12 protein-coding genes and 1 other RNA gene are annotated in these 12773 nt (G+C 52.8%); 7 read left to right on the forward strand and 6 right to left on the reverse strand.

Annotation, left to right across the window (positions count from 1 at the left end; genetic code table 11):
• Nucleotides 1–51: 51 nt before the first annotated feature.
• On the forward strand, nucleotides 52–1767 hold the full coding sequence (locus VE954_RS19080) for an adenylate/guanylate cyclase domain-containing protein (protein WP_324955668.1): 1716 nt from the start codon (nucleotides 52–54) through the stop codon (nucleotides 1765–1767).
• Nucleotides 1768–1780: 13 nt separating this feature from the next.
• Here VE954_RS19080 and VE954_RS19085 read toward each other — a convergent pair whose 3' ends face one another.
• A complete protein-coding gene (locus tag VE954_RS19085) occupies nucleotides 1781–2542 on the reverse strand; it encodes a transporter substrate-binding domain-containing protein (RefSeq protein ID WP_324955670.1) in 762 nt (253 codons plus the stop codon).
• Nucleotides 2543–2692: 150 nt separating this feature from the next.
• Nucleotides 2693–3727, reverse strand: coding sequence for a DUF3103 family protein (locus VE954_RS19090; protein WP_324955672.1), 1035 nt, complete (start codon nucleotides 3725–3727; stop codon nucleotides 2693–2695).
• Nucleotides 3728–3962: 235 nt separating this feature from the next.
• Here VE954_RS19090 and rnpB point away from each other — a divergent pair.
• The 5 genes from rnpB to VE954_RS19115 all read left to right on the forward strand — a co-directional run bounded on the left by rnpB (nucleotide 3963) and on the right by VE954_RS19115 (nucleotide 7435).
• Nucleotides 3963–4400, forward strand: an RNA gene (gene rnpB / locus VE954_RS19095) — RNase P RNA component class A.
• A 43-nt stretch (nucleotides 4401–4443) separates the two neighbouring features.
• Nucleotides 4444–5169 (forward strand): hypothetical protein, encoded by a 726-nt coding sequence (trmB, locus tag VE954_RS19100; protein WP_324955674.1) that lies wholly within the window; start codon nucleotides 4444–4446, stop codon nucleotides 5167–5169.
• Nucleotides 5170–5239: 70 nt separating this feature from the next.
• Nucleotides 5240–5542, forward strand: coding sequence for a hypothetical protein (locus tag VE954_RS19105; RefSeq protein WP_324955676.1), 303 nt, complete (start codon nucleotides 5240–5242; stop codon nucleotides 5540–5542).
• 9 nt (nucleotides 5543–5551) lie between these two features.
• A complete protein-coding gene (gene ybeY, locus VE954_RS19110) occupies nucleotides 5552–6100 on the forward strand; it encodes an rRNA maturation RNase YbeY (RefSeq protein ID WP_324955678.1) in 549 nt (182 codons plus the stop codon).
• A gap of 3 nt (nucleotides 6101–6103) precedes the next feature.
• Nucleotides 6104–7435: a hemolysin family protein gene (locus VE954_RS19115; RefSeq protein ID WP_324955680.1), complete on the forward strand. Its 1332-nt coding sequence runs from the start codon at nucleotides 6104–6106 to the stop codon at nucleotides 7433–7435.
• Nucleotides 7436–7459: 24 nt separating this feature from the next.
• Here the strand turns inward: VE954_RS19115 and VE954_RS19120 are convergent, their stop codons facing one another.
• The 4 genes from VE954_RS19120 to VE954_RS19135 all read right to left on the reverse strand — a co-directional run bounded on the left by VE954_RS19120 (nucleotide 7460) and on the right by VE954_RS19135 (nucleotide 12220).
• A complete protein-coding gene (locus tag VE954_RS19120) occupies nucleotides 7460–8464 on the reverse strand; it encodes a glycoside hydrolase family 3 N-terminal domain-containing protein (protein WP_324955682.1) in 1005 nt (334 codons plus the stop codon).
• Nucleotides 8465–8469: 5 nt separating this feature from the next.
• The gene (locus VE954_RS19125; protein ID WP_141736834.1) at nucleotides 8470–8703 is read right to left on the reverse strand and encodes a KH domain-containing protein; all 234 of its coding nucleotides are present in this window, start codon (nucleotides 8701–8703) and stop codon (nucleotides 8470–8472) included.
• A 213-nt stretch (nucleotides 8704–8916) separates the two neighbouring features.
• Complete coding sequence (locus VE954_RS19130) at nucleotides 8917–10068, reverse strand: hypothetical protein (protein ID WP_324955686.1); 1152 nt, start codon at nucleotides 10066–10068, stop codon at nucleotides 8917–8919.
• 16 nt (nucleotides 10069–10084) lie between these two features.
• Entirely contained in the window at nucleotides 10085–12220 is a 2136-nt protein-coding gene (locus VE954_RS19135; RefSeq protein WP_324955688.1) for a DNA topoisomerase VI subunit B, read from the reverse strand.
• 222 nt (nucleotides 12221–12442) lie between these two features.
• Here VE954_RS19135 and VE954_RS19140 point away from each other — a divergent pair, with 222 nt between their 5' ends.
• A complete protein-coding gene (locus VE954_RS19140; RefSeq protein WP_324955690.1) occupies nucleotides 12443–12697 on the forward strand; it encodes a hypothetical protein in 255 nt (84 codons plus the stop codon).
• Nucleotides 12698–12773: the final 76 nt, after the last annotated feature.

Consider the following 12773-nt stretch of genomic DNA (forward strand, 5'->3'; position numbering starts at 1 on the left):
CTCCGCTCAACCGATGCCATCCCTGCTGCGAAACAAGGCAAGGATGGACTCATGTCACTACGCTTGAAAACCCTGGTTGTTACTGGCCTCACTCTGGCCGCCTTGCTCGTGGTGCTGACCTTGAGTCTGCGCACCATCCTTCTGGATAGTTATCTGCAGATCGAGAGGCAGGATGCCGAGGAAAACCTGGATCGCGGCTTGAATGCGCTCATGGGATCTTTGGACCATATGGATCGGACCACCCAGGATTACAGCTACTGGGATGACCTCTACCGTTTCATGAACAGTCGTGACCGGGCTTTTGCCGATGTAAACCTTGTGGATTCAACTTACAGCAACACGCGCTGGAATTTCATCGTTCTGGTCGATCCGGCTGGATCCATGGTTTACCAAGGGGCCTTCGACCTGGATGAAGGACGCTCCATACCCATGCCATCTCATTGGAACGAAGCGATTCAATCCCGCCTCACGCGACTCAAGCCTCAGCAATCTGCAACGTCAGTTAAAGGTCTGGTCCAAACTCGGGATGGCGTCATGTTCGTGGTATGCCGTGAGGTTCTGCAAAGCAATCTGCAGGGCCCATCCCAGGGATTGATGGTGACCGGTCGTCTCCTGTCCAAGGTGGAGAACCAGATGCTGGCTAAACAAACCCGTTTACAACTGGAATGGAAGTCGGTGCAGGAGTCTGGCCTTTCGGATTCCTACCAGGCTTTGACCCAGGGTCTGGAAGCCGATCATGCCCGAGCCATGCAGCCTTTGAACGGGCAGGAATTGTTGGCTGTGGAAGTGATCCATGATCTGGATGGAAAACCCGCGCTTTATATGTTTTTGAATTTGCCAAGAACCATATTCATCCAGGGTCAGAAGAGTCTTTATTATTTGATGACAGCGGTTGTGATCTGCGCGACGGTTTTTTCCGCCATGATACTCTGGCTCTTGGAGCGCCTGATCCTCTCAAGGATGTCACGGCTAACGGCCGAGGTGGTGGCTCTGGGTGGAAGTCAGGATCTCAGTCAACGGATCAGTTCGAGCGGCTCGGATGAAATTGGACTGCTGGCGGATTCGATCAACCGCATGCTGAAAGCCCACGATGACCTGCATGGGCTTCTTGAAATCGAAAAAGGCAAGTCGGAACGTCTGCTTCATAACATTCTGCCTGATGCAATTGCCAACAGACTGAAAGAGGACAGCGGGGTTATCGCGGAAAGTTATCCTGACGTTACCATTCTCTTCGCCGACATCGTGGATTTCACGACGATGTCGACCCAGGTCAGCCCCGAGCATCTGGTCAATCTGCTGAATGAAGTCTTTTCGGCTTTTGATAAACTGGCCGAAAAACATGGCCTGGAAAAAATCAAAACCATTGGCGATGCCTATATGGTGGTCGGTGGTTTGCCTGAAAAGCGAGCCGATCACGCTGAGGCGACGGCCCGGATGGCCCTGGATATGCTGACCGTACTGCATGCCATCGGTGATGCGCGTGGGCAGACGCTCGAGGTCCGTATCGGGATCAATACAGGCCCGGTGGTGGCCGGTGTCATTGGGACGAAGAAATTTCTCTATGATCTTTGGGGTGATACTGTCAATACCGCAAGTCGTATGGAGTCATCCGGCGTCCCCGGAAAAATTCAGGTGACCGAATCCACCTTCCGCTGCCTGCAAAGCAGCTTTCATATGCAGTCCCTCGGTGAACGCGAGATCAAAGGCAAAGGGCGCATTCGATCCTTTCTGCTGATCGAGGAAAAAAGCCAGAAGGATGCGGCGTGATCGCCACGCGAGGTTAAAAACCATACTTCTGCTGCAAAGCTTTGACAGCTATGTGCTCCTTCAGCAAAAACTTGTCAAAACTTTTGATCAGCTCCGGGTAGCGAACACTCGACAGATGATAGTGGCTGTTAACCAGGGGCATAAGTTTCGGATCAGGCTGCAGGGCGTGAAGTTTTCCCAAACGCGCCAGATGATAACGCGCCACCTGCAGCGCCACATTCCCGCCATCCACCCGCCCATTCAAAACCATCTGCAGAAGGCTGACGGCGCCGGGAGCATTCGAAACGCGGATGCGCCCGGCCTCGATATCGTCCATGAATTTCCAAGGCTGAAAGCCAATGATGATACCAAGTGATTGCATGGGCTGACCCACCCGATCCGCCTGGACCATGATCGCATCCTGAAACGTCAAAGCTGGCGCTGAATAATGAACCTTAAAGCGCTTTTTATCGGCAGAATCCCATTTAGGATTGTCTGGAAAAATGCCATCCACATGGCCTTTTTCATATTCCTTCATCAGGCGCCGAATGGGAAAAGGCCGGTAGACGAAATGAATGGATTCATGACGGGCAAACAGATCCAAAAGGTCGCGGCTATAGCCCGTAAAGGTACCCTGTTGAATGCTAAAGATAGGGGGATAGTCGACATCCTCCACACCGATGGCGTACGTCCTGGGATGCGATTGGGCGAAGACGTTGCCTGCAAACAAGGCCAGAAGGATGGCCAGCAGCAAACTTTGCGCTAATGCTGGAGGTGATCGAAGAAATTTGAGCATAAGGCCTATTGAATTTGAGATACGCTTGAGCAAGCTGCCCAAGCCAGGCTTTGCAGAAAGTTTACAGGGTCTGGGGCAAGGAAGATAGATGATAGCGGGCGAGGACATCCTGCATGATGACGTCCTCGCTTGCGCAGAATTGCCTATAAGTTACTCGTCGTTGATTTTCACCTGATACAAAGACATTTCAACCCTGGCATTGCCGCTGACTCCACTACGGACGCCGGGCGCATATTTTTCGATGGTGTTAATCGTGTCCATATAATCGTCGTCATCGGTCAACGATCCAGCCGGAAGAGCATCCACAATTTTACCTGCCAGTTGTCCGACCAAACCCGCAATGGCGATCGTTGTGGTTTGCGTGGGATCAATGATCGAGGTCACGATACTGGTGGCCGCCGTGATGAAAATTTTGGTGAGCTCAGAATAGTTATAGCCTGAATCATGTTCAAAAAAGGCAATGTTGGCGATCTGATATTTATTCTGCGGCCACAGGTGAACGATCTGCCGCAGATCGTAGCGTTTCCCGTCGTTATCCACGGATGGAAATTCCACCAGCTCACTGGTGCCTTTGCCATCCTTGCCAAGGAAACTGATCACGGCATAGACTTCCGCGCCGCCTTTGATCCATGGCTCATGATCGTTACTGAATTCGAGGGAATTCAGCATCAGACCACCGTCGGCCGCCGGAACATCAGCCAATTTCAGTTGGGTGGCCCCTTCGATTTTCTCGGAAAATCCAAGGGTGATAAGGGGGAACGCCAGGTCTTCCACCCTATCCGTTCCGTCGATCAACTCTTTACGCCCCTGCTTATCGACGACCTCAATTTCCTTCAATTCGCCCGAGTCATCCGAGACGTTAGGAATAAAGGCCCACTGTGGGGACGCCAGGCCGCGCTTCTGATTCGGATCCAGGAATTTCAGGACCAGCCGATCATATTCCGCGGCTGTGAAGGCCTCACGGATAATCTTCACTTCCCGCTCGCTGAGGCCGTAGTATTCCTTTCGGGCGATGACCTGACTGAGTTTCAATTCCTGGTTAACTTGAGTGGCTGCTTCCACATCGGCAATCAAGTGATCATTGGCGGTCGAAGCAATGCTTTGGACCGCACTTTTCTGCTCCACGTGGCGACCGCACGCAACACTCAGGACGGCAAGCACGATTCCGGCTGTCATGGCTCTCATCAGGTTTCCCCTATTGTTGTGGCTTGTCATGAAGTTTTGTCAGCAAAGACTATGCCCTGCTGTCCCGATGTGATTCCAGTGAATTAACCTGAATCGTGTGTTGAGGCTGCCGACAGTTTGTAGAAAAAGACGGCGTTTATTTCCGCGTCCTGCCTCGCCTTTCGCTTATCCTGGTTGACAGACTGCTCCTTTTCTCTTATCCAAGGACTCCGATAGGCGAGTCCATCGTACTATGAGGGTTTAGACTGTCGCGGTTCAGTTCGCTGAATCGAGGAAAGTCCGGACATCGCAGGGCAGAATGCTGGCTAACGGCCAGGCGGGGAAACCCGACGGCAAGTGCAACAGAAAGTAAACCGCCTGCCTGACCGCAAGGACAGGCCGGTAAGGGTGAAACGGTGAGGTAAGAGCTCACCAGCAGTCCTGGTAACAGGCTGGCTAGGTAAACCCCATTCGATGCAAGGCCAAACAAAGGGGTTCCGGCGGCTTCATAAGACGTACGTAGCGTTGAGGGCGACCTCAATTTATGTTCGGATGTTGAGGATCAAAGGAACAAGATCGGCCCGATCCAGCCCTTGGGTAGGCCGCCCGAGGTTGACGGTAACGTCAATCCCAGATTAATGACAGTCGGGGTCTTTCGGGACTCGACAGAATCCGGCTTATAACAGCCCACTAAGGTACGATGGACTCGCCTCCGGACTTCAAAGGAACCCTCTTACATGCCCATCAAGACTGCCAATCCCTTTCACGATCCCCTGGAGCGTATGCGGCCCGAGGTCAATCGCTACCTGACCCTTCTCAAGGAAGGCATGGAATCCGGTGATCTACCCTTGCTCTATGGTCCGGCCATGGAAAGTTTGCCTGGGCAATGGCGCCAGCACTTCGCAGACGCTATGGGTGAAACACCCCAGCAGCTGATTTTGGAAATCGGCAGTCACTTTGGCGAAGTCATCCTGAAAATGGCGACGGAGCATCCTGAGACTGCCTTTATTGGCATGGACATCACCTTCAAACGAGTCGTGAAGGTGGCCCAAAAAAGCCTCGCCCAAGGGTCCCGCAATATGGTGAGCGTTCTCTGCAACGCCAAAGCCTTGGACCAGGTCTTTGCGGATGGCGAACTGGACGGAATTTTTATCTTTTTCCCTGATCCTTGGGCCCAAAAGAAACGCCAGATGAAAAATCGTCTGGTCCAGCAGGATTTTGTGCGCATTCTGCAGAAAAAGCTGAAACCGGGTGGCTTTTTTTGGCTCAAGACCGACTGTGAGCCTTACTACACCGATGTTTGCGAAGCCTTTGACCCAAGCGTTTGGGAACAGCACCAAACACGCCAAGGGATACCATCGGGGATCTACACCAGTCGCTTTGAGAGACTATTCCGTGAGCAGGGTTTGCCTTGTCATGAATTCTGTTGGACCTCCAAAGGCCCAATCCGGACCGATCTGTAAGTTTTTCCCCATCAAGACTCAGCCTCAACCTGCCGAATCGTATGAAGTCCACACAGGAGAATCGGCGGGCATGAGCGAAAAACCCTATCGAAAACCAGAAGATGGCATCATCCTTGCCTTCAAGGATCATGCGGCCCAGGATGGATCTGGTCCTGCGGCGTCTCAGTGGGCCGGAACGGATCTCGCCAGATTCGCGCAAGATGTGGTAGCTTTGAATTCACAGAGCAGGGATACGAACACGCTTCCCCGCTGCCAGGTTGCCCCTCTGGAAAGTATGCAGAGAGGACTCCGGATCAAGAAGAAGTCGGCCGAAGATGAGCCGGCGCCCGGGGATGCGGCCCCTGTGAATTTAAGTCGTTTTCGCAAGGAGTAGAAAAAAGCTTTGGAATCAGACAGTCGTCCCTCATTTATCGTCGAGACGCCCCTGCACCATTTTGAAATCCAGGCACCGATTATCGATCGCCTGTCGCGCGTGATTTGCGCCGGCCTGGGTCTGCCTGATTATGAAGTGTCCTGGGATTTTATCGACCAGGATGAAATGAAGACCCTCAATCATCAATATCGCGGCAAGGATCAATCCACCGATGTTCTGTCCTTCCCTCAAGAGGAATGGGCGGAACCTTTGCATTTTGCGCCACCCCAGTGGCCTTTGCCGGAGTCGCACCAGGACGATGACATGCCCCCGCAGATGCTGGGTGATGTGATCATTAGCCCGGCGGATGCTCTGGCCAATGCTGAAAATATCGGAAACAAGCTCGATCGCGAAACCGCTTTTCTATTGGTGCATGGTATTCTGCATCTATGTGGACACGACCATCTGCAACCTGAAGACGAACAACGTATGATCGCCGAACAGCAGGCGATCATGGCTTTCCTCGAACGTGCCGAGCAAAGCCCCCTCTGGACGGGCTGCTGCGAGGTTAGAGGCTAAGCGATGGACTTTGCCCTTTCCCAAGATCTTACTGAAATGCTGGTGATCGGCCTGTCGATCATCGGTGCTGCGTTTTTTTCGGCGGCCGAAACCGCGATCACGTCGCTGGGTGCTTTGAAAATGCGGCAAATCGTGGCCCGCAAGGAACAGATGTCGCAATCGCTGCGGCTCTGGCTGGCCCAACCTTCGCGCGTTCTCACCACCATTCTGATCTTTAATAACTTTTGCAAGGTCATGGCGTCCGTGGTGGCCACTGACCTCGCGATGCGGTTCTTTGGTGATCAGGCGATCAGCGTGGCCATCGGGGTTGTGACCCTGCTCTTTTTGGTGCTCGGCGAGATCATCCCAAAATCATTCGCCCGTGCGAACTCCGAGCAGGTGGCGCGCGTCGCGATGATGGTGATGTATGTTCTCTATCGCTTGTTCTTTCCCATCATCTGGCTGTTCTCGGAACTGGCTAATTTTGTGATTCGCAAACTGGGCAGCGATCAAACCCTGCAAGCTGCGATCACCGAAGAGGAACTCGAATACCTTCTGGAAGTCGGGGAAAAATCCGGCGTCATCGAGGATATGAAAAAGGACATGATCAACGGTGTCTTTGAGTTCGACGAAACCAAAGTCCGCGAAGTCATGACGCCAAGGACCGATATTTTCGCTGTGGAAAAGAACGATAGTATCGATCAGGCGGTTCGCACGATCATTCAGTCCGGTCATTCGCGTTTGCCCGTTTATGACGAGCAGATCGATAACGTGATGGGCATTGTCTTCGCCAAGGATCTTTTGCGGTATCTGTCCGATCCCAAACGTTCCAAAGCCGCCACCAATCAGCCCACGCCTTTGACCGCCGTGATGCGCGAACCTCAATTCGTACCGGAAAGCAAACCCCTGATGGAAGTCTTCAAGGAATTGAAGCAATCCAAGAACCATATGGCCATCATCATCGATGAATATGGCGGGACAGCTGGCCTTGTGACGATGGAAGATATCCTCGAGGAAATCGTCGGCGATATTCAGGATGAATTTGATGCGGAAGAAGCCGCGATCCTGCAGATCGAGGATGACGTCTATGATGTGGCCGGGTATGTGAACATCACCGAGTTCATGGATTTCTTTGATTTGAATGAGTCGTTCGCCAAGGATGTGGAAGGTGAAGTCGATACCATGGCGGGCTGGATGACCCAGTTGCTGGGCCATTTGCCGGAAGTCGGTCAGACTGTGACTCATGGGGAATTGACCTTTGAGGTCACTGAGGTCGATCGCCATCGCATTGAAAGGCTACGTGTGATTCGCCATCGCTCGTCACAGGCAGTCTCAGCAGCCGAGTCAGGAAGCTAACCAGGTCAGTCTCCCCGGCTTGCGTTAACGCCGCAGCCGGACCCGCACTTCCGCCAGTTTCTTCTGGGCTTCGTTCATTCGCCGATGAAAGCTAAAGCTCCGTTGCGCCTCACGTGACAGAGCATCAACAGCCCAACGATAACGGTCCAATTCCCGGCACACGAGAACCAGATCCGCCCCCGCGGCAACTGAGGCGATCACCGCTGCGGTCCAGCTTTCCCGGTCCTGCGCGATGGCTTTCATGTTCATATCATCGGTAACGATCAAACCCTTGTATTTCAGGCGATCACGTAAAAACCCCTGCATCACCTTGGTCGAAAGACTGGCGGGCAGTTCGGCATCCAACGCAGGATAGACCGCGTGGGATATCATCACCATGGGGCATTCGTTCATCAAAGCCAGAAAGGGCATGAGTTCACGGTTGAACAAAGTATCCATGCTGGCGTCAATCACGGTTCCCTGCTCATGGGTATCCGCTCCGGCATCACCCTGCCCGGGAAAATGCTTCAGACAACCCAGAACACCTGACGCCTGTAGCCCATGCAAATAAGCGAACGCACGTTGCGTCACAGACTCAGTGCTGCGACCAAAGCAACGATCACCAATGGCAGTATTATCGTCATTGCTTAGGACGTCGACGACCGGGGCGAAGTTGACATTCAACCCAAGCCCGGCCAACGCCGATCCCACTATGTAGCCATGATTTTCCACAGTCAGCAGGGCATCGGTATCCACGCGCCCTTCAGCCAGGAGCATGGCTGGTCCACCGTCAGGAAACGGTTGTTTCAGGCGGGCAACCCGTCCACCTTCCTGATCGATTGCAAGCATCATCGGCGGCGCACTTGCATCAATCAAGGATTGAAGGCTCGTACACAGACGCCGAACCCTTGCGAATTCAGGTGAAAGATTACGACGGAAGAGTGTGAATCCTGCTGGCGGTAGTCTTTGGAAGCACTTCTGCTCTTCAGCGGAAAGCGAAGTGCCTTCGAGCGCAGCCAGGATAACTGCGCTGGCCTGATCTGGGGACATCGTCTTTACTCGTCAATAATTTGAAGGATGTAACGCCTATTCAGCTTGGCAGCAGCGCAGTTGAGGATAGTACGGATCGCATCCGCAGTCCTTCCCTGACGACCGATGACCTTGCCGATGTCCTCTTTGGCGACCTTGAGTTCAATGATATTGGTCTGGTTTCCCGTGATCTCACTGATTTCGATACGATCAACCTCATCCACCAGAGCTTTCGCCACGTACTCCACAAGAGCCTTCATAGAACCATCATCGTGTTGAGCCATATCTATCTTCCGTGTGAATCAGTTACCGCAAATCACAAGGCCTTAAACCTCTCCTATCTTCAATCTTACAGAAAGTTCCAGTTGAAGAAAAGAAGGCAATCTGAGGCCTACCCATTTTTTCCGAGTAGGAACGAACACTGCTTCAATCACTCTCCCTGGCGCCTTATTCGCCAAAATAAGTAAATAATATCAAACATATATGCCGCTCTTGATCTTCTCTACTATGATTTTTTCTGGCATGGTTGGATCACGTGGATCGACGGTGAAAAACGCCTGCTGTTCGCAACGACGCTTGTTTTCAAGGAGCCAACGCAGAATATCAGCAAGGCCCTTGTTGCGTTTGTCACGGAAGAACGGATCGTTCGCCAAGGCGTCTCTGGCCTTTTTCAAGGCTCTGACTTCCTGCGCATCGTTCTCTTTAACGGGGTAGTCATTCAAATCGTATTTCTTGATATCTTCGGGCAAAACGCCCAAAAATCTGACGTCCGGAGCCGAATAATTGGAGTTCCGAATGAGTGAGGCAGCCGAACCAGCTTTCAGGGTCCGGAAGATGTTCTGCATCGTATAGGCGTCAAGGTCGCCGAAGAAATACAAAGGCACCTGCAGCTGATCCTGAATCCGCCTGAGCCAACCGCGTACCGCGTTCGAAGGCACACCTTGAGCACCAACCAGGATGCAGTTGTGCCGCTTGGTATAACCATTCGCTACCAAAGTGTTCGCCGTACCTTCCGATTCGACGATCAGACAATAGTCGATTTTTTTACGAGCCCGCAGGGTCAGATTTTGTGGCCGGTTTTTTGGCTGAAATGGCGAGGTACCGAGCTGAGAAAGATCAATCGTGGCGCTGGTTCCATCCGACAGCGATTCTTCGACGACCAGCTGCTGGGAGTAAGTCTGCCCCCCGCGGTCGTTGGCATAGCAATTCAGCTCTTCCCGGTAACATTCCAGGATCTCGCAGATGAAATCGATAATGCCATCAGATTCATCCTGATCACCAAAGTCGATGGGTTTCATGAAGGCGTTATGCTTCACTTCACCTTTGGAAATATAGTAAAGCTCGCGCTTGGTGTTGACCGCACCCGTGGCGATGTTTCGCAGCAGAATCTCCAGCATGAAGACCGCCCGTGACATTTTTTTCACGGACGCCACGTTCAGCTCCGTCGTCACCTTCTTTTTGCCAGGAGTCAGAAAGCCTACTTTAAAGTCGTAGAGGGCGTTATCCAGACTACACTTGGTGGCTTCAATCACCGGGCGTTTGGCTTTTTCCAGATCCTTCAGCAGTCTCTCGCACAGCTCAATCGACAAATCAGGTATATCGTGCTGTAGAACCTTGCCGCGCATTATTGAACTCCTTTGCTTACTTTTTCTTGCCCTTGCTGGGAACTTTTTTAGTCGGCTTGGGCTTGGTCTTTTTTGCAGCCGGCTTCGTGGCCTTGGTGGCCTTGGTGGCCTTGGTGGCCTTGGTAGCCTTGGCCGCTTTAGGAGCTTTTTTGGTCGTGCCTTGAGCCGAAGCTTTCGGAGCTTCCTTGGCGGCGGCTTGACCTTTGGCTTTGGTTTTAGGTGGTGGGGCTTTGGCGGCCGCTTTCGCTGTGCTACGGGCGGCTTCGGCCTTGCTCTTGGCGATAGCCTTCACCTTGGTCTTTTTCCCGGATGTCACCGTTTCCTCGGCCAGCTCCTCGACATCGATTTCGTCGACCACTTCACGGGATTTCCCACGCTTGCTGCCGCGAGGGCGATCGTCGGATGCAGGCGTTAGTTCCTCTTCGTCCTCTTCATCATCCGTAATGCCTTTTTCCGCGTTGGTCAGGGTCAGTTCATAAGCAGCACCCAAACGCTTCTTCTTGCGCTTGATGGCGACGTCGAGCTGAGCTTCCGCTTCTTCCAGCTCCTTGGCTGCTTCCTGCGTATCGCGTCCCAGGATTTTAAGCAGACCACGGTGGGCCGCCTGCCGGCGATCATCGCCCGACGAGGTCATGCGCACCAGACCTTCGACCAGAATCGGTGCAAACTGCTCGATGTGAGCCATCTTGCTTTCCAGCATAGCTTCCTTATGCTCACGGCGCAGGTGGCGGGACAGTCTCTGTCCACCCTGCATCAACGCTCGGCGAATTTCTTCGACGAGTTCATCCGAGGCATCGATCGTTTCCTTGGAAGCGTTTTTAAATTTGATAAAGGGCGAAACGATGGAAACGGCGATAATATAAGGCCCCTGCGGAATCGCACCGCGGGCCTGCTTCATGCCGTAGACTTTCCAGTTGACCGAAGTGATGGCTTTGACGATCGCACAACCGGCCTTGTCGAACTGCAGAGGCACGCGGTTGGCAAAGCGCAGGACCTGACAGGCTTCGTCGTCTTCACCTTCAGCCTTGCTGCCCCGCTCTTCCAAGCGCGCCATGGCCACTTCAACCTGAATCGGCTTGAAGTCACAGATCGCCGGACGACGGGACACGACCGAGAAATAATCCACTTCACCCAGACGAAGAATGCTTTTGGCCAGACCGGCTTCCCCAATCGCCAGGACCGAATTGGTCGACGGCGGCAGCAGGGAAGCATTCTGAATGGCAGTAAATAGAGCCTTGCGATGCTCTTCATTCATCTCGGCCAGGGTATTATCCAGCATTTTTTTCGAAATGCCATGATTGGCTATCATTTCCTGCATGACGGGTTCCGTCACGCGCGAGAAAGCAGTGAGGAGCCATTCGCGAACCGAAATCTTGCCAAAGAGTTTACCGTGAGCCAGGAACTCGCCGAGCTTCATGGTGTGCGGGTGCGGCGCCGTGGCTTCGGGAATGTGCGGGACCTTGGTGGCCACGCGTTCGATATGAACTTCCTCGTCGTCCATTAACTTATAATGGAGTTCAAGATGAGGGTTGACCAGCACGTTGCTCTTCAAAAAAGCCAGGATCCCGGCTTCCCCGTTCATCTGCACGCGGCCATCGATCAGGAATTCAACGCTGGTGCCGTGTGGATGATCCCAGACGATCTCTTCCTTGTCCTTGAACACGCCCTTGTTGTTCTTGAGATCGATTTCAATAATACAGGACGTGGCCTTCTTTTGGCCTTTGCACTTGGTGATGACCTTCACACCCTGAGCTGCGGTTTGCATCGCCCAGGTCGTGGCAGCGGAAATACCGATCCCTTGCTGGCCCCGTGTGCAGCGTCCACGGCCGAATTTGGATGAAGCGAGGTACTCGCCGAACACCATTTGCAATTCCTTGACCGGTATGCCTGGCCCGTTATCCTCCACCCGGATCAGAATGAGATCCGTGTTCTTGGTGGCTCCTTTACCCTTGCGCTCGATCAGCACATGAATCGTGGGCAGGATATTATGTTCCTCGCATGCATCCAAAGAGTTATCGAACGCTTCTTTCAGCGTTGTCAAAACCGCCTTGGTGGGCGAGGAGAAGCCGACCTGCTGCAGATTCTTGGCAAAGTACTCAGCGGTGCTGCTGGTCTTAATCTGTGCTGGTTCCTTGATCTTGCCGACTGCCATCCCTTCCCCCTGCATTCCCCATTGAGGCCCATTCGAGCCTCAATTCAACGGCCCACCTTAAACTATACAAAATACTCAGGTTTCTGTCCCTACCCCGCGCGAAACGCCCTTGAGTTAAAGACTTTTTCCTGGTTTGTTCACAGCTCCTCAAAAACCATGGCCCACAAAAGCTTACCAGCTTGAGTTTGCGACGATGCTACGCCAGCCATGATGGAGCCTCCTATGGATTATACCCAGAGCATACGCTTCGAAGCTATATGCGCGGCTGATCCCATTGAAGGCCTGGCACTTATTCCTGACGAATATAATAATATTATCGTTGTTGGGCCGGATTTTGAAATGGGTGACATCAATGGCTTGCATTTTCAAGCAAGACTCCAATTCAATTCAAAATATCTTTCGAATTGCGCATACCACCAATGGTGGTTCAGGGATTTTGGATTGGTCTGGGCTCACGGGCTTCCTACATATTTATGAGGATCCGCGGGCGAAAACGAAATCGCATGACATCACCACTCAGTTCAGCATCGCCTCAAACCTTCTGAAACGCTAT

This window comes from Oligoflexus sp. (assembly GCF_035638955.1).
Taxonomy (GTDB): domain Bacteria; phylum Bdellovibrionota_B; class Oligoflexia; order Oligoflexales; family Oligoflexaceae; genus Oligoflexus.